This is a genomic window from Rhodococcus sp. SORGH_AS_0303 (assembly GCF_030819335.1).
Classification (GTDB): domain Bacteria; phylum Actinomycetota; class Actinomycetes; order Mycobacteriales; family Mycobacteriaceae; genus Rhodococcoides.
Genome location: NZ_JAUTBO010000001.1, coordinates 1,394,273 through 1,413,848, shown reverse-complemented (window position 1 = coordinate 1,413,848; position 19,576 = coordinate 1,394,273). Strand labels below are relative to the sequence as shown.

Genomic DNA, 19,576 nt, shown 5'->3' with positions numbered 1-19,576 from the left:
CGTCCCGACGTCGCTCACGCGGTACCGCCCGAACGCTCACGGATGTCCTGCACGATGCCGGAGAAGTCCCTGTCCCCGTGCTCGGCGGCGTACGCCTCGTACATCGCCGAGGCCAGCATGCCCAGCTGCGCCTCGACACCGTTGGCGCGCACGGCCTCCGACACGAGACCCAGATCCTTGCGCATCAACGCGGCGGCGAATCCCGGCGTGTAGTCGTTGTTCGCGGGACTCGTCGGCACCGGTCCCGGAACGGGACAGTTGGTGGTCAACGCCCAGCACTGTCCCGATGCCGTGCTGGCGACGTCGAACAGTGCCTGATTGGTCAGCCCCAGCTTCTCCCCGAGCACGAAGGCCTCGCTGACGGCGATCATGGAGGCCCCGAGAATCATGTTGTTGCACAGCTTGGCCGCCTGGCCGTTGCCGCTCTGTCCGCAGTGCACGATCTTGCGACCCATGATCTCGAGCAGCGGATTCGCCTCGGCGACGGCAGCGTCGTCGCCCCCGACCATGAACGTCAGCGTGCCCGCGGTGGCTCCACCGACGCCGCCCGAGACGGGAGCGTCGACGGCGCGGTGGCCCGCGGCCCGCGCGACGTCGGCCGCCGTACGGGCATCGGCCACGTCGATGGTCGAGGAGTCGATGAACAGCGTGCCGGCGCCGGCAGCGGGGACGACGTCGGCATAGCAGTCGAGGACGTGCTTGCCACTGGGCAACATCGTCACCACCACCGAGGCACCCGCCACGGCGTCGGCGGCCGACTCGGCGACCGTGATGCCCTTCTCCCGCGCCTGGTCGAGCGAGGCGGGAACGAGGTCGAAGCCTCGGACGTCGTGGCCGGCCGCGGCGAGGTTGGCCGCCATCGGCCCGCCCATGTGCCCCAGCCCCAGGAAGGCGATCACGGTGCTCACGATTGTGGTCCTTTCGAGACGGAGTCCGCCGCAGCGGACGTCAGACCCAACTCGGCGTCGCCGAGCGGTGCGAAGAAACGATCGACGTCGGAGGTGGTGACGTCGTCGAGATGGGCAGGCCGCCAGCGCGGTCGACGATCCTTGTCCACCACCTGCGCGCGGATGCCCTCGACGAGGTCGGGGCTGTCCAGGCAGGCGATGGACACGCGGTACTCGTCGTCGAGGACTTCGTCCAGGGACGACGCCGCGGCCGCGCGGCGCAGTGAGCGGAGCGTGACCGCCACCGACGTGGGGGACTTCGCCTCGATCGCGTCGGCCGCAGCGACGGCCTCGTCGCGGCCGTCGGCACGTAACCGCGCGACGATGCTCGCCGCGTCGTCGCCCGTGTAGGCCGCGTCGATCCACTCACGCTGCGCCGCCAGAGCCGACTCGGGAACGGGCGAGACGAGCGACAGCGCGGTGTCGACGGTGCCCGTGTGCAGGGCTTCGACGAACGCCGGCAGATCCTCGGTGGGCACGAAGTGGTCGGCGAATCCGGCAGCGACGGCGTCGCCCGCCGTCATGCGCGCGGTGGTCAACGCGAGGTGAGTGCCGATCTCGCCGGGCGTCCGGGCGAGGAGATACGTCCCGCCGACGTCCGGAACGAAGCCGATGCCGACCTCGGGCATCGCGACCTTCGACTTCTCCGTCACTATGCGGACCGTCGCGTGAGCGGAGATTCCCACTCCGCCGCCCATCACCGCACCGTCCATCAGAGCGACGATCGGCTTGCCGTACCGGTTGATCCGCGAGTTCATGACGTACTCGTCCCGCCAGAACTGCGCGGTGGCGGACCCCGTCGGCCAGTTCTCGCCCGCCTTCGCCTTCGCGTCGTCGTGGATCGCGACGATGTCGCCGCCGGCGCACAGTCCACGCTCACCGTTGCCGGTGATCAGCACGGCGCGCACCGACGGGTCGTCCTCCCACCGCACGAGAGCCGCGTCGATGTCGCGCACCATCGCGTGGCTGAGCGCGTTGATCGCGCGCGGCCGGTTCAGGGTGACCGTGGCGACCCCGCGGTCGACCGTCAGCAGGACGTCGGAGTTCTCCGCGGCGGTGTCGCTCACGCGGCACCCACCACCGATCGGGCGATGACGATTCGCATGACCTCGTTCGTTCCTTCCAGGATCTGGTGCACTCGGAGATCGCGGACGATCTTCTCCAGACCGTACTCACTGAGATAGCCGTAGCCACCGAGCAACTGGAGCGCGTCGTTGGCCACGGTGAACCCCACGTCGGTGGTGAACTTCTTCGCCATCGCACACAGCTGCACCTTGTCGGGAGCATCGGCGTCGAGAGCACTCGCGGCCCGCAGGAGCAGGACCCGGGCCGCCTCGAGATCTGTCCGCATGTCGGCCAGGCGGAACTGCAGTGCCTGCGCGTCGAGCAGCCGTGATCCGAACGCACGACGGTCGGCGAGGTAGGACACCGCGGCGTCGAACGCCGCCGTCGCGCCGCCCAGCGAGCAGGCCGCGATGTTGATGCGACCGCCGTTGAGGCCGTTCATCGCGATGCGGAACCCGTTGCCCTCGCCGCCGAGCAGATTGTCGGCCGGCACCGTGACGTCCTCCAGGATCACCTGGCGGGTGGGCTGCGCGTTCCAGCCCATCTTGGCCTCGTTGGCGCCGAACGACAGTCCCGGCGTGTCCTTCTCGACGACGAACGCGGAGATGCCGGACGGGCCGGGCCCGCCGGTGCGTGCCATGACCACGTAGACGGCGGACTCGCCGGCACCCGAGATGAACTGCTTCACGCCGTTCAGGACGTAGGTGTCCCCGTCGCGCACCGCCTTGGTCGACAGCGCGGCCGCGTCGGATCCGGCGCCCGGTTCGGTGAGGCAGTAGCTGCCCAGGGTCTCCATCGAGCACAGAGCCGGAAGCCACTGTCGCCGTTGATCGTCGGAGCCGTAGGTGTCGATCATCCACGCCACCATGTTGTGGATCGACAGGTACGCGGAGATCGACGGATCACCTGCGGCGAGCTTCTCGAAGATCCGCACGGCGTCGACGCGGCGCAGACCGGAGCCGCCGACGTCCTCGGCGATGTAGATCCCGCCCATACCGAGTGCGGCGGCCTTGCGCAGGACGTCGACCGGGAAGTGCTTGGTCCGGTCCCACTCCACGGCGTTCGGAGCGAGGAACTCCGCGGCGAAATCCGCTGCCGTCTCGCTGATCGCGCGCTCGTCCTCGTCGAGCGCGAAGATGTCCGCCACCGTCAGTCCATCGTCGGGATGACGAAGTGGTTCTGCGCCACAGCTTCCTTGCGGCCGCTGGGCCACCGCTGGGTGACCGTCTTGGTCTTGGTGTAGAACCGCACCGAATCCGGGCCGTGCTGATTGAGGTCGCCGAATCCGGACCGCTTCCAGCCACCGAAGGTGTGGTACGCGATCGGCACCGGAATGGGAACGTTGACGCCGACCATGCCGACGTTGACCCGCGCGGTGAAGTCGCGCGCCGTGTCACCGTCGCGCGTGAAGATCGCGACACCGTTGCCGTACTCGTGAGCCGACGGCAGGCGCAGGGCCTCCTCGTAGTCGGCCGCACGCACGATCTGCAGCACCGGTCCGAAGATCTCCTCCTTGTAGACGCGCATGTCCGTCGTCACCTTGTCGAACAGCGTTGCGCCGGTGAAGAACCCGTTCTCGTGGCCGGCGAGGGAGAAGCCTCGGCCGTCGACCACCAGGTCCGCACCCTCGTCGACACCGATCTGCACGTAGTCCGTGACACGCTGGACGGCCTCGGCCGTGATGAGCGGTCCGAAGTCGCTGCCCGCATCGTCGCTGCGTCCGACGCTGAGCTTCTCGACGCGCTCGACCAGCTTGACGCGCAAGGCCTCCGCGGTCTCCTCGCCGACGGGCACGGCCACGGAGATGGCCATGCAGCGCTCACCCGCACTGCCGTAGCCGGCACCGATCAGCGCATCGGCCACCTCGTCGAGATCGGCGTCGGGCATGACGATGGCGTGGTTCTTCGCTCCGCCGAAGCACTGGGCGCGCTTGCCGTGCGCCGCCGCCGTCTCGTAGATGTACTGGGCGATGGGCGTGGAGCCGACGAAGCCCACCGCGCTGACGCGCGGGTCGGTCAGGATCGCGTCGACTGCTTCCTTGTCACCGTTGACGACGTTGAAGATTCCGGGAGGGCCACCGGCCTCGAGGAAGAGTTCGGCCAACCGCAGCGGCACGGAGGGGTCCCGCTCGGACGGCTTGAGGATGAACGCGTTGCCGCAGGCAATGGCGGGCGCGGCCTTCCACAGCGGGATCATCGCGGGGAAATTGAACGGGGTGATGCCGGAGACGACACCGAGAGGCTGACGCATCGAGTACACGTCGATACCCGTTCCGGCACTCGCCGTGAACTCACCCTTGAGCAGATGCGGGATGCCGGTGGCGAACTCGACGACCTCGAGTCCGCGCTGGATGTCGCCCTTGGCGTCGGCCACGGTCTTGCCGTGCTCGGACGAGAGCAACTGGGCGAGCGGCTCCATGTTCTCGTTGATCAGGGCCAGGAAGCGCATCAGGACGCGGGCACGCTTCTGCGGGTTCTGCAGCGCCCACTCGACCTGCGCCTCCTCGGCGTTCGCCACGGCCGCCTCGACCTCCGCCGTACTGGCGAGCGGAACGCGGGCCTGCACCTTGCCGGTGTTCGGGTCGAAGACGTCGGCGAAACGGCCCGACTCCCCCGCCACGTGCTGTCCACCGATGTAGTGCGTCAGTTCTCGGGTCACGGATCCACCTTCGTCGTCGTTGAGTGAGGTGATCCTATAGTCGGACGTCCATGTATGTCCAGGATCACGCCCCGCCCATCCGCCGATAGAGCGCATCGAGCTCCGCCATCGCGGACCGCACCCCGCGCTCGTCGACGTCCGCAGTCCGCAACGCGATGCGCAGCAACGACGCCTCGAGATCGTCCGACGCCGGCGAGAACAGCGGGTCCGGCAGCGCGGGCAGCGTCGTCGCGTCGCCGAAGTGATCGTCCGGATCGACCGTCGCCTCCGCGTCCTCGACGAACCCGACCAGGGCATCGAGGTCGACTCCGCGCAGCGCCAGCAGGCGGGTCGGGTCCTCGTCGATCCGCTCCGCGGCGAGATACGTCAGCGCCGCGGCGTGCTTGCAGGGCCACCCGCTGTCGGGACAGGTGCAGTCGAAATCGAGCTGCGACGCACTCGACAGCAGCAGCCGCGGCCCCAGCGCCCGCGGAACAGAGCCGGAGGCGAGCTCGGTCAGCATGCCGGGCGACTCCTGCACGTCGGACATCAGCGCGTCCATGTCGAACGGGTCCAGGACAGCGATGCTCACGGACGCCGAGAACGGCTCCACCTGACTGCCCTGGACGTCGCCGTCGATCCGCCCCGGTCGGAGTTCGAGGGAGATCACCTGCCCGCCGCGAGCGTACGTCCGTCCGCGCGAGAGCCGCCCGGCGTCGGCGATCGACTCGATGGTCTCCACGAACTGCTTGCCCCACCACGTGCGACCGAAGGCGCCCCGAGAGGTCTTCGCCGCGATGCCGTCCGGGATCCGCCGCCGGGGGCCGAACTGGTCGAACTGCGCCATCAGTCGCCCACCGCGTCCTCGGAGAGCGTGAGCAGATCGCGCAACTCCCCCGTCGACAACTCGGTGATCCAACTCTCGCCGGAGCCCACCGCGAGATCGGCCAGATCCTTCTTCGTGGTGAGCATGGTGTCGATGCGCTCCTCCACGGTGCCGACGCACAACAACTTGCGCACCTGGACGTCCTTGCGCTGGCCGATGCGGAACGCGCGATCCGTCGCCTGGTTCTCCACCGCCGGATTCCACCACCGGTCCAGGTGCACCACGTGATTGGCGGCCGTCAGGTTGAGGCCGGTGCCACCCGCCTTGAGCGAGAGCACCATGATCGGAGGACCGTCGGCGGACTGGAACATCCTCGACCATCGCGTCCCGTCGGCCCTTGCTCACACCACCGTGCAGGAACGGGACGGGAACGCCGAACCGGCGTTCGAGGTACGGCGCCACCATCGAGCCGAACGCCGTGAACTGGGTGAACAACAATGCTTTCTCGCCGTCGCCGAGGACCGAGTCGAGAATGTCGTCCACGAGTGCGAGCTTGCCGGAGCGGTGCTTGCCACGACGCAACACCGTCGACCCGTCGTCGAGGAAGTGCGCCGGGTGATTGCACACCTGCTTGAGCCGGGTCAGCGCGCCGAGCACCGCGCCCTTGCGCGCCATGCCCTCACTCTCGGCGATCTGCCGCATCATCTCGTCGACCACTGCCTGGTACAGGCTCGCCTGCTCGGCGGTGAGGTTCGAGCGCACGGTCATCTCGAACTTGTCGGGCAGATCCGCGATGACCGTCTTGTCGGTCTTCACCCGCCGCAGAACGAACGGTGACGTGAGGGAGCGCAACCGGGCCACGGCGGTCTCTCCTCCTTCTCGCGTTCGATCGGGATCGCGAAGCGTGCCCGGAACGTGGCCGGAGTGCCCAGGATGCCGGGGTTGCAGAAGTCGAAGATCGACCGGAGCTCGTCCAATCGGTTCTCCACGGGCGTGCCCGTCAGCGCGATCCGGTGCGCCGCGGGAATCGCCCGCGCCGCGCGGGCCTGCGCCGTGCTGCTGTTCTTGACGTGCTGGGCCTCGTCGAGCACCACCCGTCGCCAGGTCTGCGCCGACAGTTCGCCCACGTCGCGGGCCAACAATGCGTACGTCGTGACCACCAGATCGTGCGAGCACACCGCAGCCGTCAGGTCGTCCCCCGTCGCGCGATCCGGCCCGTGGTGCACCAGCACGCGCAGGGTCGGCACGAACTTCGCCGCCTCGCGCTGCCAGTTGCCCACCACCGACATGGGCGCGACGAGCAACGTCGGTGTCACCGATCGCTCGTGCGCCAGGAGAACCAGCAGCTGCAGCGTCTTCCCCAACCCCATGTCGTCGGCCAGTACCGCCCCGAGGCCGGCCGAACTCATGAAGGCGAGCCACTCCACACCGCGCTGCTGATACGGCCGCAGCGTCGCGTGCACCGAGTCGGGCACCTCCACCGGTTCCGGCCGGCGGTCCGGGTCGAGCAACTTCTGCGCCCAACCGGTGGCCTCGATCCGCTCGACGGGAACCGGCGGCGGCTTCTCGGCGGACAACTGCCCCAGCACGTCGGCGAGCGGCAGGGCGCGGTCCCGGTTCTGCTTCTTCACGTACTCGATCGCGCGGCTCAGGGCGGTTCCGTCGGCCTGCACCCAGGTGCCGCGCAGTCGCACCAGGTCGCCCTTCGTCGACGCGAGCCGGGCCATCTCCTCCGGCGTCAGTTCCATGTCGCCGATGGCCAGTTGCCAGTCGTACGAGACGATCTCGTCCAACCCCACCGCCCGGTTCTCCGCGGTGGGCGACGGCGGCGAGTCGACCTTCAGCCGCAACGACGCGTCGAGGCGACTCCACGCCCGCGGAAGCAGCACCCCGACCGACACGGCACGCAGCTTCTCGACCCCGTGCAGCACGAAGTCGGTCACCGCCGCCGTGGGCAGCAGCATGTCGAGCGAGCCGGTGTCCGTCGCCATCGAGCGCAGCGGCTCGTACGCGGCCATCGCCTCGCCGAGCTTCGCCACCGCGACCCGGAACAGTTCCGCGTCCCGCACACCCGGCGCTCCGCCACCGTGTGCACCGGGCGCGCCGCCGCGGTGCACCACCACCGGCGTCGGCGCCTCACCGTCCGGACGCAGCAACACCTCGAGCGGCCACAACGGCTCCCCGGTCTCCTCGTCGTCGTCCGGTTCGGTGAGCCGCAGGACCAGCTCGGGCTCGTCGCCGCGCAGGCTCGCCCGCCACTGCTCCAGTGCCGCCTCGGAGCGAGCCGATCCCTCCTCGTACGGCTCCTCCTCGACGAGGGACCACAGGAGCGGATGCTCGACTCCGGGGCGTCCGATGACGCGGCGCACGATCGGATCCGCCACCTCGGCGAGCAGGTCGTCGAGGACGGCGCGCGCACCGCCCTCCGCACTCTGCACCGGCGGCATCGCGGCCGCCAGTTCCGCGCGCCACGCGCGCTGTGGCTCCCCTCCGACCAGTCGCCACCGCAGCCACCACTGCGACTCGAACCGCACCTGCACCGGGACCACTCGCGCGGCACGGACCCACCGCTCCACCCCGGCCACCACGAGGGCGAGATAGCGCAGATCACCGGAGATCGCGGGGTGGCGGGGCGGAACGCGCAACAGCAGTTCCGCTGCGTCCGCCGGCGCCAGCGCGATCGACGGCATCGACACCGCCACGTGTCCGCGCGGCGTCGGCAGGGCGACGTCGGCACGGTGCCGCATCCGTCGGGACATCACCTTGGCCAGGTGAGGCGGGAGCTCCGGCGTGTCGGCCGAGTGACGGTCGCCGCTCGGGGCGTCGTCGTCCTCCCACAACATCAGGCCTCGACCGGGGGTCCAGAGGCCGTGGAGCATGGTGCCATCCAATCACTGCGAGGCCTGTGCAGAACGTTCCGCGTCCTGTCGGACCCACCCGGCATACTCGCTCCTCGTGACCTTCTCCTCGACCCGGCCGACGCGGCGTCTCGCGTCCGCGCTCGTCGCCGCGATGGTCCTGGCTGTCCTCACCGGCTGCTCGACGCTGCTGGGCGCGCCCACTCCCGCACCGGGCAGTCCCCCCGCGACGACGATCGAGTCACTGCTCGCGCAGGTCGCCGTCGTGGACTCCCGGCCCGACGTGCCGGGGTACGAGCGCAGTTGCAAGGCCGGGGACGGATGCGTGTTCGGTCCCGCCTGGACCGACGACTACGACGGTCCGGGCGGACACGACGGCTGCGGCACCCGCGACAACGTGCTGCAGCTCGCGCTCACCGACGTGCAGTTCCGGCCGGGAACCAACGACTGCGTCGTCGTGGCGGGATCGTTGAACGATCCGTTCACGGGATCGGTGCTGCCGTTCAGCAAGCAGAGCGCGGGCGACGTGCAGATCGACCACACCTACCCGCTGGCGGCGGCGTGGGACATGGGCGCCTGGCAGTGGCCGCTCGATCAGCGCATCCGTTTCGCCAACGACATCACGTACAACCTCATGGCCGTCTCGGGTGCGGAGAACCAGTCGAAGAGCGACAAGACCCCCTCGGACTGGATGCCTCCCAACGGCGCGTACCACTGCTACTACGCGGGGCGGTTCCTCACGGTGGCCGTCCGGTACGGGCTTCCCGTCACGGTGGCCGACCGGGACGTGCTGACCACGGTGTCGAACTCCTGCCCCTGACTCCGTCCGAACCCGAGCCGTCGCCGGAACCGTTACGCTGCCCGTCATGTCGCGTGTGTTCACCAAAGACACCCAGCTCTGCATGTCGTTGTCCGGGCGGCCCAGCAACATCGGGACCCGGTTCCACAACTACCTCTACGACGAGCTGGATCTGAACTTCGTCTACAAGGCGTTCACCACCACCGACCTCCCCGCGGCCGTCGCCGGAATCCGTGCGCTCGGAATCCGCGGCTGCGGAGTGTCCATGCCGTTCAAGGAGGCCTGCATCGAGCACGTCGACGTCATGCACGACTCGGCGTCCGCGATCGACTCGGTGAACACCATCGTCAACGAGGACGGCGTGCTGCACGCCTACAACACGGACTACCAGGCCGTCGCGGACCTCGTCCGGGAGGCCGGTCTCGACCCGTCGTGGTCGGTCGCGGTCACGGGCAGTGGCGGCATGGCCAAGGCCGTCGTCGCCGCGCTGCGGAACACGGGCTTCACCACGGGAACTGTCGTGGCGCGCAACGAGAGAACCGGACCGGCTCTCGCCGAGAAGTACGGCTACGGCTGGTCGGCCACCGCCGACGACGTCTCGGCAGACGTCCTCGTCAACGTGACACCCGTCGGGATGGCCGGCGGTCCGGACTCCGACGCGCTGCCGTTCGCCACCGAGCAGATCGCCGCCGCTCGCGCCGTCGTCGACGTGGTCGCGGTGCCGTCAGAGACACCGCTGATCGTCGCGGCGCGCGCCGCCGGAAAGCCCGTGATCACCGGTGCGCAGGTGGTGGCACTGCAGGCCGCGGAGCAATTCGCGCTGTACACCGGCGTGCGCCTGCGCACCGAGCAGATCCAGCGGGCCTCCGAGTTCAGTCGGCGCTGAGGTCGTTCGACCAGCCGACTACTCACGGAACATTCTGGCGGTGACCTCGAGGGCGGCGCGCCGTGGGAGCAACCGCACACCGGCCGACTGCAGCTTGTTGTTCACTCCGGACACCACCGAGGCCGGGGGCCGCTTGGCCGCGAGCGCCGCGAACGTCGTGTCCATGACCTGTTCCGACGTCTGCATCTTCCCGAACGCGGCGTCCTTGCTGCCGAGCACCTCGAAGAACTCGGTCTCGGTGGGACCCGGCGAGACCGCCATGACGGTGACACCGGTCCCGCGAGTCTCGACGGCCAGCGCCTCGGTGAAGCTGAGCACGAACGCCTTGCTCGCCGCGTAGACGGCCATTCCCGGGAGCGGTTGGTACGCCGCCGTGCTCGCGAGCGTGACCAGCACACCCGCGCCGTGCTCGATCATGCCCGGCAGGAACGCACGCGAGAGATCGACGACAGCAGCGATGTTCACGGCGATCTCGTTGCCGAGCGTCACCGGATCCTCCTCGACGAACGGCTGGTGCGTCCCGAATCCCGCGTTGTTGATCAGCGAGTGCACCGTGATGCCGCGGTGACCGAGAGTCGCCTTCAGCGCCGATCCCGCACCGGGCACGGCGAGGTCCGCGGCGATCGGGGTGGCGGTGACACCGTGCCGGGAGGAGATCTCCGCAGCCAGCTCCTCGAGGCGATCGAGTCGCCGCGCGACGAGCACGACGTCGCACCCGAGGGACGCGAAGCGTCGTGCGAAATCGGCACCCAGGCCCGAGCTCGCGCCGGTGACGAGGACGGTGGATCCGGTGAGACGCGTACGCAGCGTCGACATGGTCATCCGCTCACTGTAGGGACCGGACGTCCGACGATCAGAAGTGCTGCCATGTGGGTTTCTCCGACAACGCGTACCGGTAGTAGTCACTCGACCCCAGCGCCGACGCCGCGCCCTCGTCGACGACCACGGTCACGTGCGGATGCATCTGGATCACCGACGCCGGACAGGACGCGGCCAGCGGCCCCTCCACCGACGCGGCGAGAGCGTCCGCCTTCCCCTCGCCGAGTGCGACGAGGACCAGATGGCGGGCCTCGAGAATCGTGCCCAGACCCTGGGTCACCACGTGATGCGGTACCTCGTCGGCGGAGTGGAAGAAGCGTGCGTTGTCCTCCCGCGTGCGGCGCGTGAGGGTCTTGACCCGCGTGCGGGAGACGAGCGACGACCCCGGTTCGTTGAAGCCGATGTGGCCGTCGGACCCGATGCCCAACAGTTGCACGTCCACACCGCCCGACGCGGCGATCGCGGCGTCGTAGCGAGCGCACTCGGCCGCGACGTCCGCCGCCTCGCCGTTCGGACCGTCGATGGCATCCGGGTCGATGTCGATCTCCGCAGCGAACTCCGTGGCGATCACCGAACGGTACGACTGCGGATGGGCGGCCGGCAGACCCACGTACTCGTCGAGGAGGAACGCCCGGCAGGACGCGAACGACAACGCCTCCTCGCGATGCCGCCGACCGAGCTCCCGGTACGTCCCCAACGGGGTGGACCCCGTCGCCACGCCCAGCACCGCGGCACCCTGCCGAACCCTGCGTTCGACGATGTCCGCCACGGTGCGGTGCACCGCCGCCGCGTCGTCACGGATGACGATCTCCATCCGGCACACCCACTTCCACTCGTCCGCGCCTCACGACGCTCGTCACGGTCAGATCGGCATCGGTGATCACGATGTCCGCGCGCATCCCGGCCGCCAGGCGCCCCACCGTGTCCTGCAGGCCGAGGAACCGAGCCGGTGTGGTCGCCCCCATGCGCACCGCCGACACCAGGTCGACTCCCGACTCGGCCACCGCCCGTCGCACGATGTCGAGGACTGTCGACGTTCCGCCCGCGATGGCTCCCGGCTCGTCGCCGTCCTGCGTCAGGCGCGCCACCCCGTCCGCGACCGTCACGTCGAGCGAGCCCAATCGGTAAGGGCCGTCGCTCATCCCGGCCGCGGCCATGGCGTCGGAGACGAACACGATGCCGTCGGGTCCGACGAGGTCGACCACCATGGCGACCGTCCAGGAATCGAGATGCACTCCGTCACCGATGAGTTCGAGCACCATCTCGCCGCGTCCCGCCGCCGCGAGACACGCGGCCACCGGTCCGGGCGACCGATGGTGCAGCGGCGGCATCCCGTTGAACAGATGGGTGGCGCTCACCGGCCCGGTCAGCCGCGCCAGCGCTGCCGTGACCGTGGCCGCATCGGCGTCGGTGTGGCCCACGCTCGGACGGATGTCGTTCTCGGCCATCACCCGAGCGAGGGCGTCCAGGTTCGCGGTCTCCGGTGCCAGCGTCATCGACCGCACGGCTCCCCCGCCGGCCGTCACCACGGCCTCGAGGAGACGCGGATCACCCGGAACGATCGCCGCCGGATCCTGTGCACCGCAACGGCTACGGGCGAGGAACGGCCCCTCGAGATGAACGCCCGCGATGTCGCCGCGGCGCCACAGCTCCGCCAGCAGTGTCGTCCTGTCGACGAGCACCTCGCGCGGGGCGGACACGAGGGAGGCGAGCATGGTCGTCGTCCCGCTGCGCACGTGATGCGCGACAGCGGCATCGACGGCGTCGGCCGTGGCATCGGGAAAGCCTGCTCCCCCGCCGCCGTGGCAGTGCACGTCCACCATGCCCGGCAGAATCGTCGAGGACGACGGCGGGACGGCGATGTCCGTCCGCCCGCGGGCCGGGCCCACCCGGACGATCCGATCGTCCTCGAACTCCACCACCCCGTCCTCGAGCACGCCGTCCACCAGGACGACGCGCCCGCGGAGGAGGGTCACGCCGAGCCGCCGCCGGCCGGCTTGTCCGTCGGCGCGGTCGTGGCGTCCGTCGATGCGGTGGTGGCCGCCGGTGCGCCGGTGGTCACCGCCGCGTCGTCGAGGGTCACGTCGTCCTCACGTCCGGGCGTGCGCAGGTTCCACTTCTTGATGACGAAGCTGAACAGCACGTAGTAGATGACGGCGTAGACCAGGCCGATCGGGATGAGAAGCCATGCCTTGGTGGCGATGCCGTAGTTCAGCAGGTAGTCGATACCGCCCGCGGAGAAGAAGAAGCCGTCGTGGATGCCCAGTGCGTTGGTCAACGCCATCGAGGTACCGGTCAGCACCGCGTGCACGATGTAGAGCGGCCAGGCGACGAACATGAACGAGTACTCGAGCGGCTCGGTGATACCGGTGACGAAGGCCGTGAGACCGGTCGAGAGCATGATGCCACCGACGAGCTTCTTCTGCGACGGCTTCGCGTTGCGGTAGATCGCGAAGGCAGCGGCGGGCAGCGCGAACATCATGATCGGGAAGAAGCCGGTCATGAACACTCCGGCGCTCGGGTCCCCGGCGAAGAAGCGGTTGAGGTCGCCTCGGACGATCTGGCCGCTCGCGTCCGTGTAGTCACCGACGAGGAACCACACGACGGAGTTGAGGATGTGGTGCAGGCCGGTCGGGATGAGCATGCGATTGGCGAAACCGTAGATACCGCTGCCCACGACGGAGTGATCGGCGACGGTGGCGCCCACCCAGTTCAGGGCGCTGTAGAACAGCGGGTACACGAAGGACATCAGGACGCCGACCACGAGACCGGTGATCGCCGTCAGGATCGGGACGAGGCGTCGGCCGCTGAAGAAGCCCAGGTAGTCGGGCAGCTTCTGACGGTAGAAGCGTTGCCAGAGAACGGCGGAGAGCAGACCGATGATGATGCCGGCCAGCACGCCGTAGTCGATGACGGCAGGGTCGCCGTTCGCGTCGACCTCGCCGTCGAGCACCACCGGCGACATGGCCGTGAAGACGCCGTCGACCACCATGTAACCGACCACCGCGGCCAACGCGGTGGAGCCGTCCGACTTCTTCGCCCAGCCGATCGCGATGCCGACTGCGAAGATGAGGGGAAGCCACGTGAAGACCGACTGCCCCGCGGCCGAGATCACCGATGCGGTGGTCTCGAGCGGGGTGAAGCGTCCGAGCAGATCGGGCTGGCCGATGCGGAGCAGGATGCCTGCGGCGGGGAGCACGGCGATGGGCAGCATGAGACTGCGCCCGAATCGCTGCAACCCGGCGAGTGCGCGGGAGTCCTTCTTCTCGGTGGGCGTCTGTGGTGCGGTGTTCCCGGTGGCAGTCGTGCCGGCCATGGCGACCTTCTTCTCGTGTGTGTTGTGGACCGGTTCCATCACGGGTACTGTCCGGTCATAACCAGTTGTAGTTTGACCAGGTGGCAGCCTGATGTCAAACAGAAAGTGTGAGCACGCCCACCTGCATCGCATCGCGCCGGGGGCGGGTCACCGAGCGGAAGGAGCACCGCATGTCCAAGGCGGACGCCATCGTCGCCGGGCTCGGAGGAGCCGGGAACATCGTCGAGATCGAAGCCTGCATCACGCGGCTCCGCACCGAGGTGCGAGACGGAGCACTCGTGAACGAGGCCGCTCTCAAGGCCGCCGGAGCACACGGGGTCTTCCACAAGGGGACGGCCGTGCAGGTCATCGTCGGGCCCGAGGCGGACACCCTCGCCGAGGACATCGACGACATCCTGTGACCGACACCGCCGTGGGCAGCCCGCTCGCGGGCACCGTCATCGCACTGGCCGACGTCCCCGACCCGGTGTTCTCCTCGCAGATGGTCGGCGCCGGCGTGGCTGTCAGACCCGCTTCGACGACCGGAATGGTGGACGTCCACTCTCCCGTGTCCGGGCGCATCCTCAAGCTGCACCCTCATGCCTTCGTGGTTCTGACGGAGGACAGGAAGGGAGTGCTGGTGCACATCGGTATCGACACCGTGACGATGAAGGGCGAGGGTTTCGAACTGGTCGCGGCCGAGAAGGACTCGGTGTCGGCTGGAGACGTCGTCGTGCGCTACGACCCGGCCGCCGTCGCCGCCGCCGGATTCGACGACGTGTGCCCCGTCGTCGTGATGGACTCCGCCGCGGACTCCTTCGCGACGCCGTCGGTCGGGTCGTCCGTCACTGCCGGCGAGCCGCTCTTCACCCTCTGACGCGCCGGGGTCAGGCCAGCCCGACCAGCTTCTCCGACTCTCTCCACAGCCCGTCGACCACGGCGGGATCGTCTACCTGCCCGTTCGTGCGACCGCGAGCCTTGTGGCGGCTGTAGTAGATCCCGGCGACCTCGGCGTCCGGCTTGTCGACGGCCACCGACACCAACGGCTCGGCGCCCGACTCGGCACTGATCGAGGCCACGTACTTCAGCGGAGTCCGGTAGATCACCCGGAACAGGACGTTGGCGTTGCCGAAGTTGCTGCGCACCGCTCCGGGGTGGACGGCCACCGACGTGATGCCGCGGTCGGACCACCGCTCCGTGGCGCCGCGGGTGAACGCCGATGTTCATCAGCTTGCTGGTGCAGTAGGCGCGGAACTCGGCCGGCGAGGAACGGTCGTAGGCCATGTCCTGCAGATCGATTCGTCCACCGAGGTTGCCCACGGACGACGTGTTGACGATGCGACTGCCCGCCGTACCGCCGAGTCGGTCGAGTAGCAGGTGGGTGAGCAGGAACGGCGACAGGTGATTGATCTGGACGTTCGGCTCGTGCCCGTCGGCGGTGCGCTTCGACGGATCGAACGTTCCACCCGCGTTGTTCAACAGGACGTCGATGTGATCGACGGAATCCCGCAGCTCGTCCGCGACCCGTCGCACGTCGTCGAACGAGGCGAAGTCGGCCACGAACGCGCGACCACCGATCTCCGAGGCCGCGGCGGCGGTCTTCTCCGGTGAGCGGCCCACGACGAGCACCTCCGCACCGCGTTCCGCCAGGGTGCGCGCGGCGATGCGCCCGATTCCGTCGCTCGCTCCCGTCACGACGATGGTGCGACCGGTGAGCGAACGGGGAGTGGGCACGGAGGAGCCTTTCGATCTGCGGATGGAACGCCTCGACCGAAGTGTACGAGCGAACGGCGTCGGCGACGCTGTCGGCTGTGGACGTCAGCGACGCTGTGGCCGCCGCCCGCCCTGGACCTCCATCGTGAGCTGATACCGATCGCAGCGGTACCAGCTCTCCGTGTGTTCGATCGGCCGGTCACCGCTGAACGACACCCGGTCGAAGTACAGCACCGGCGCCCCACGCTTCGTCCCCAGCAGCGTCGCGGTGTCGTTGTCGGCCGCCGTCGCGCTGACCGTCTGCTCGGCGCGATCGATGGTCTGCCCGTAGTGGGAGGACACCGCGTCGTAGATGGACTTGCTCAGATCGAGATCGACCAGGCCCGGCAGCACGGCGGCGTCGTACCACCCGTCGTCGACGCTGACGGGCTCTCCGTCCGCCAGTCGCAGCCGCTTGATGTGGTACGCCTTGCCGCCCGCGGCGATGTCCAGCGCACGGATGGTGGCCACCGACGGATCCTCGAGCCGCGCGAAGAGAACGACCGTGGTGGGTTCGAGACCCTGCGCGCGCATCTCCTCCGAGAACGACGCCAGGTGGAGCCTCGACTGGACGGGCCGACTGGCGACGAACGTGCCCTTGCCGCGCACCCGCACCAGGTGGCCCTCGTTGACGAGCTGACCGATGGCCTCGCGCACGGTGATCCGACTGACCCCGTAGTCCTCCATGAGGCGCCGTTCGCTCGGCATCAGATCGCCGGGCTGGAGTTCCTTGGTGCACCGGTGCAGCAGGATCGCGCGGAGCTGCTCGTGCTTGGGTACGGCACTGTCGCGAAGGTGGACGGGCATCACCACGGCGTGTACTCCCGAGAATCGGCGCGACCGGAGCGATCTGTGGCGCGAGCGGTACGGACTGGTCCCGTCCAACTTACTACCGTGGCTTCGCCCCGTGCGCCTTTTGCGCACCCTGGGACACGCGAAAGGCGCACGGGGATGGAATCCTCACCCGCATGACCGAGAGCACCGTCCCGTCCGCAGCCGACTGCCCCGTCCTGTGGCCCGTCGCCACCCGCTGGGAGGACAACGACCACTACGGGCACGTCAACAACGTCACGTACTACTCGTACTTCGACACCGCGGTGAACGGGTGGCTCATGCAGAGCACCGGCCTCGACATCCGCACACTCCCGGCCATCGGCGTGGTGGCCGAGACGTCCTGCAGGTTCCTCAGCCAACTGAGCTTTCCCGACGACCTGCAGGTGGGTATCGCCGTCGAGAGGCTCGGCAACACCTCGATCGTGTACGCGCTGAGCATCTTCCGGGTGGACGGCGAAAACTTGACCCCGGCGGCGGCGGGACGGTTCGTGCACGTCTACGTCGACGCCGAGACCCGCCGCCCGACACCGGTCCCCGACGAGATCCGCGCGGTCGTCGAGGCACTCGGACAGTGACAGCCCCCGGCCGGGTGTCCCTCGCCGTGCCGATCGGCGCGGGGGTGGTCACCGCGCTCGTCGGGTTCACCAGCTCGTTCGCGGTGGTCCTCACCGGCCTCCGATCCGTGGGTGCCAGCGAGGCGCAGGCCGCCTCCGGGCTCTTCGCCATGTCTCTGGTGATGGCGCTGGGGATCACGGGTCTCGCACTGCGCTACCGCATTCCGATCACACTGGCCTGGTCCACACCCGGTGCCGCGTTGCTCGCGGGTACCGGAGCGGTGGTCGGCGGATGGCCGGCGGCCGTGGGGGCGTTCGTGACCGTGGGCATCGCAATCGTGCTCACCGGAGTGTGGTCCGGCCTCGGCCGCGTCATCGCGGCGATCCCGGTGTCGTTGGCACAGGCGATGCTCGCCGGCGTCATCCTGCCACTGTGTCTCGAACCCGTGCGGGCCCTCGCGGACAATCCCGCGGCGGTCGCCCCCGTCGTCGTCACATGGGTCGTGCTGCTGCGCTTCTCCCCGCGCTGGGCGGTACCGGCGGCCTTCGCCGTCGCCGCAGTGGTCATCGGCATCTCGCTCACGACGGGCGACACCGAGATCGGCGCCCGATCGCTGCTCCCGAGCCTCGACCTCGTCGCACCCACCTGGACGTGGCAGGCGCTGATCGGCATCGCACTGCCGCTCTACATCGTGACGATGGCGTCGCAGAACATCCCGGGAACGGCCGTCATGGCCTCCTTCGGCTACGCGGTACCGTGGCGAGCCTCGATGACCGTCACCGGTGTCGGCACAGCGATCGCCGCACCCGCCGGCGTTCACGCCGTCAACCTCGCTGCCATCAGCGCAGCGCTCGCGGCCGCCCCGGACGCGCACCCGGACAGGGATCGTCGGTGGATCGCGGCGGTGGCTGCCGGGGCGTCCTACCTGGCCCTCGCGCTCGCCTCGGCGGCGCTGGCGTCCCTCGTCGCCCTCGCGCCGGCCGGCATCGTGGAAACCGTTGCGGGACTGGCGTTGCTGGCCACCCTCGCGGCATCGCTGGCCGCCGCGTTGAGCACCGAGGCGGACCGGGTGCCGGCAGCCATCACGTTCGTGGTCGCCGCCTCGGGTGTGGCGATCGCGGGGATCGGCTCGGCCTTCTGGGCACTCGTGCTCGGTCTCGTCGTCCGACTGGGCCTCACCCGACGCGCCTGAGGACCGGCGCTCCTCGTGCGCCTTTCGCGTATCCAGGGGTACGCGAAAGGCGCACGGGGGCGGAGCCCACTCAGAGGATCCCGGCCTCCTCCGCCGTGGCGACGGCGCGGCCGATGATGCCGTCCACCAGATCCGTCGTCGGAGAACCGTCGCGTGCCCGGTTGCGCTCGTCGTCGATGGCCCGGCGCATGACGCCCTCGGCGATGACGGACAGCTTCCACAGCGCGAGGGCGTGCCAGTACCCCACCGCGGAGACGTCGCGGCCGGTGGCGGCGGCATAGAGCTCGACCAGCTCATTCCTTGTCGGGAAGCCCGGCAACGTGGAGGACATGAACATGCCCGCGTTGTCGTCGTCGGCCTGCGACCAATAGGCCAGCAACGCACCGACGTCCGCCAGTGGATCGCCGAGCGTGCACAGCTCCCAGTCGACCACCGCGACGATCGCATCGTCGACACTTCCCTCACCGGCTCCGCTGGTGATGATGTTGCTCAGATGGAAGTCGCCGTGCACCAGCGAGACCTCGGTCTGCTCCGGAGCCGAATTCGCGAGCGCGGTGGCCAGGCGCTCGATGTCCGGGACGTCCCGCGTCTTCGACTGCGCCCACTGCGACGACCATCGCTTCAATTGCCGTGCAGCGTAGGGCTTGTGACTCGCCAGATCGGTGAGACCGGTGCTGTCGAGATCGACCGCGTGGATCTTGCCGAGCGTGGCGGGCATGGCCTCACCGATCGTCCGACGACGTGCCTGCGACAGCGTCTCCGCGACGGTCGGGCTGTCGATCACCAGCCCGTCCACATGGCTCATCAGGACCAGGGGCGCATCGGTGACCGCTGGATCGTCGGTCAGCGCGATCGTCGTCGGCACGGGCACCGCGGTGTCCTGCAGCGCGGACAGGATGCGGTACTCGCGAGCGACGTCGTGAGCCGACGCGAGCAGCGTGCCCAGTGGCGGGCGCCGCAGGACCCAGTTGCTGCCCGCGGCGTCGGTCACCGCGAAGGTCAGATTCGACTGCCCGTTACCGATGCGCTCGAAGGTCAGTGGCCCCGAGACCCCGATGTCGAGGCTCTCCATCCACGCCGTGACCGCACCGTCGTCGAGGCCCGGTGTCGT

18 protein-coding genes and 2 pseudogenes are annotated in these 19,576 nt (G+C 69.2%); 6 read left to right on the top strand and 14 right to left on the bottom strand.

Annotation, left to right across the window (positions count from 1 at the left end; genetic code table 11):
* Positions 1 to 14 precede the first annotated feature (14 nt).
* The 6 genes and pseudogenes from mmsB to QE449_RS06565 form a co-directional block, all read right to left on the bottom strand.
* Positions 15 to 908: a 3-hydroxyisobutyrate dehydrogenase gene (gene mmsB, locus QE449_RS06590; RefSeq protein ID WP_307108501.1), complete on the bottom strand. Its 894-nt coding sequence runs from the start codon at positions 906 to 908 to the stop codon at positions 15 to 17.
* Positions 905 to 2,014: an enoyl-CoA hydratase/isomerase family protein gene (locus QE449_RS06585; RefSeq protein WP_037187413.1), complete on the bottom strand. Its 1,110-nt coding sequence runs from the start codon at positions 2,012 to 2,014 to the stop codon at positions 905 to 907. Before QE449_RS06585 ends, mmsB begins: the two co-directional genes overlap by 4 nt.
* Positions 2,011 to 3,150 carry an acyl-CoA dehydrogenase family protein gene (locus QE449_RS06580; RefSeq protein WP_307109689.1) on the bottom strand — a complete coding sequence of 380 codons (1,140 nt, stop codon included), beginning with the start codon at positions 3,148 to 3,150 and terminating at the stop codon, positions 2,011 to 2,013. Before QE449_RS06580 ends, QE449_RS06585 begins: the two co-directional genes overlap by 4 nt.
* Positions 3,151 to 3,161: 11 nt before the next feature.
* The gene (locus QE449_RS06575) at positions 3,162 to 4,670 is read right to left on the bottom strand and encodes a CoA-acylating methylmalonate-semialdehyde dehydrogenase (RefSeq protein ID WP_307108500.1); all 1,509 of its coding nucleotides are present in this window, start codon (positions 4,668 to 4,670) and stop codon (positions 3,162 to 3,164) included.
* 64 nt (positions 4,671 to 4,734) lie between these two features.
* A complete protein-coding gene (locus QE449_RS06570; RefSeq protein ID WP_037187418.1) occupies positions 4,735 to 5,496 on the bottom strand; it encodes an SWIM zinc finger family protein in 762 nt (253 codons plus the stop codon).
* Positions 5,496 to 8,354: pseudogene (locus tag QE449_RS06565) on the bottom strand (DEAD/DEAH box helicase). Before QE449_RS06565 ends, QE449_RS06570 begins: the two are co-directional and overlap by 1 nt.
* Before the next feature lie 133 nt (positions 8,355 to 8,487).
* Between QE449_RS06565 and QE449_RS06560 the strand changes: the two are divergent.
* Together QE449_RS06560 and QE449_RS06555 are read left to right on the top strand one after the other, a co-directional pair.
* Positions 8,488 to 9,153, top strand: a complete 666-nt coding sequence (locus QE449_RS06560) for an HNH endonuclease family protein (protein WP_056448586.1) — start codon at positions 8,488 to 8,490, stop codon at positions 9,151 to 9,153.
* Positions 9,154 to 9,199: 46 nt separating this feature from the next.
* Positions 9,200 to 10,018, top strand: coding sequence for a shikimate 5-dehydrogenase (locus QE449_RS06555; protein ID WP_307108499.1), 819 nt, complete (start codon positions 9,200 to 9,202; stop codon positions 10,016 to 10,018).
* A gap of 18 nt (positions 10,019 to 10,036) precedes the next feature.
* Here the strand turns inward: QE449_RS06555 and QE449_RS06550 are convergent, their stop codons facing one another.
* Genes QE449_RS06550 through QE449_RS06535 form a run of 4 tightly spaced genes read right to left on the bottom strand, consistent with a single transcriptional unit; the run spans position 10,037 to position 14,051 of the window.
* Positions 10,037 to 10,840 (bottom strand): SDR family oxidoreductase, encoded by an 804-nt coding sequence (locus QE449_RS06550; RefSeq protein WP_027507247.1) that lies wholly within the window; start codon positions 10,838 to 10,840, stop codon positions 10,037 to 10,039.
* A gap of 31 nt (positions 10,841 to 10,871) precedes the next feature.
* Complete coding sequence (gene nagB / locus QE449_RS06545) at positions 10,872 to 11,651, bottom strand: glucosamine-6-phosphate deaminase (RefSeq protein WP_222632735.1); 780 nt, start codon at positions 11,649 to 11,651, stop codon at positions 10,872 to 10,874.
* Positions 11,632 to 12,813, bottom strand: coding sequence for an N-acetylglucosamine-6-phosphate deacetylase (locus QE449_RS06540; RefSeq protein ID WP_027507249.1), 1,182 nt, complete (start codon positions 12,811 to 12,813; stop codon positions 11,632 to 11,634). Before QE449_RS06540 ends, nagB begins: the two co-directional genes overlap by 20 nt.
* Entirely contained in the window at positions 12,810 to 14,051 is a 1,242-nt protein-coding gene (locus QE449_RS06535; RefSeq protein WP_373428369.1) for a PTS transporter subunit EIIC, read from the bottom strand. The genes QE449_RS06540 and QE449_RS06535 overlap by 4 nt, the downstream gene beginning before the upstream one ends.
* A 272-nt stretch (positions 14,052 to 14,323) precedes the next feature.
* Here QE449_RS06535 and QE449_RS06530 point away from each other — a divergent pair, with 272 nt between their 5' ends.
* Complete coding sequence (locus QE449_RS06530; RefSeq protein WP_027507251.1) at positions 14,324 to 14,554, top strand: glucose PTS transporter subunit EIIB; 231 nt, start codon at positions 14,324 to 14,326, stop codon at positions 14,552 to 14,554.
* Positions 14,551 to 15,009 carry a PTS glucose transporter subunit IIA gene (locus QE449_RS06525; RefSeq protein ID WP_027507252.1) on the top strand — a complete coding sequence of 153 codons (459 nt, stop codon included), beginning with the start codon at positions 14,551 to 14,553 and terminating at the stop codon, positions 15,007 to 15,009. Before QE449_RS06530 ends, QE449_RS06525 begins: the two co-directional genes overlap by 4 nt.
* Before the next feature lie 10 nt (positions 15,010 to 15,019).
* On the opposite strand, the gene QE449_RS06520 is transcribed toward QE449_RS06525, so the two are convergent.
* The 3 genes and pseudogenes from QE449_RS06520 to QE449_RS06510 all read right to left on the bottom strand — a co-directional run bounded on the left by QE449_RS06520 (position 15,020) and on the right by QE449_RS06510 (position 16,694).
* Positions 15,020 to 15,298, bottom strand: coding sequence for a hypothetical protein (locus tag QE449_RS06520; protein WP_307109774.1), 279 nt, complete (start codon positions 15,296 to 15,298; stop codon positions 15,020 to 15,022).
* Between the two features lie 115 nt (positions 15,299 to 15,413).
* Positions 15,414 to 15,827, bottom strand: a pseudogene (locus QE449_RS06515) (SDR family NAD(P)-dependent oxidoreductase); the annotation flags it as partial.
* A gap of 123 nt (positions 15,828 to 15,950) precedes the next feature.
* A complete protein-coding gene (locus QE449_RS06510; protein ID WP_056448583.1) occupies positions 15,951 to 16,694 on the bottom strand; it encodes a GntR family transcriptional regulator in 744 nt (247 codons plus the stop codon).
* Positions 16,695 to 16,852: 158 nt separating this feature from the next.
* Here QE449_RS06510 and QE449_RS06505 point away from each other — a divergent pair, with 158 nt between their 5' ends.
* Positions 16,853 to 17,293, top strand: a complete 441-nt coding sequence (locus QE449_RS06505) for a thioesterase family protein (RefSeq protein ID WP_027507255.1) — start codon at positions 16,853 to 16,855, stop codon at positions 17,291 to 17,293.
* Positions 17,290 to 18,465 (top strand): benzoate/H(+) symporter BenE family transporter, encoded by a 1,176-nt coding sequence (locus QE449_RS06500; protein ID WP_307108498.1) that lies wholly within the window; start codon positions 17,290 to 17,292, stop codon positions 18,463 to 18,465. Before QE449_RS06505 ends, QE449_RS06500 begins: the two co-directional genes overlap by 4 nt.
* A gap of 70 nt (positions 18,466 to 18,535) precedes the next feature.
* On the opposite strand, the gene QE449_RS06495 is transcribed toward QE449_RS06500, so the two are convergent.
* The gene (locus QE449_RS06495; protein WP_307109688.1) at positions 18,536 to 19,537 is read right to left on the bottom strand and encodes a phosphotransferase family protein; all 1,002 of its coding nucleotides are present in this window, start codon (positions 19,535 to 19,537) and stop codon (positions 18,536 to 18,538) included.
* Positions 19,538 to 19,576 lie beyond the last annotated feature (39 nt).

Coding starts and splice junctions, on each gene's coding strand:
- nagB (WP_222632735.1), bottom strand. CDS start 11,651: ATGGAGATCGTCATCCGTGACGACGCGGCGGCGGTGCACCGCACCGTG.
- QE449_RS06550 (WP_027507247.1), bottom strand. CDS start 10,840: ATGACCATGTCGACGCTGCGTACGCGTCTCACCGGATCCACCGTCCTC.
- QE449_RS06560 (WP_056448586.1), top strand. CDS start 8,488: ATGGTCCTGGCTGTCCTCACCGGCTGCTCGACGCTGCTGGGCGCGCCC.
- QE449_RS06505 (WP_027507255.1), top strand. CDS start 16,853: ATGACCGAGAGCACCGTCCCGTCCGCAGCCGACTGCCCCGTCCTGTGG.
- QE449_RS06570 (WP_037187418.1), bottom strand. CDS start 5,496: ATGGCGCAGTTCGACCAGTTCGGCCCCCGGCGGCGGATCCCGGACGGC.
- QE449_RS06495 (WP_307109688.1), bottom strand. CDS start 19,537: ATGGAGAGCCTCGACATCGGGGTCTCGGGGCCACTGACCTTCGAGCGC.
- QE449_RS06530 (WP_027507251.1), top strand. CDS start 14,324: ATGTCCAAGGCGGACGCCATCGTCGCCGGGCTCGGAGGAGCCGGGAAC.
- QE449_RS06535 (WP_373428369.1), bottom strand. CDS start 14,051: ATGCTGCCCATCGCCGTGCTCCCCGCCGCAGGCATCCTGCTCCGCATC.
- QE449_RS06555 (WP_307108499.1), top strand. CDS start 9,200: ATGTCGCGTGTGTTCACCAAAGACACCCAGCTCTGCATGTCGTTGTCC.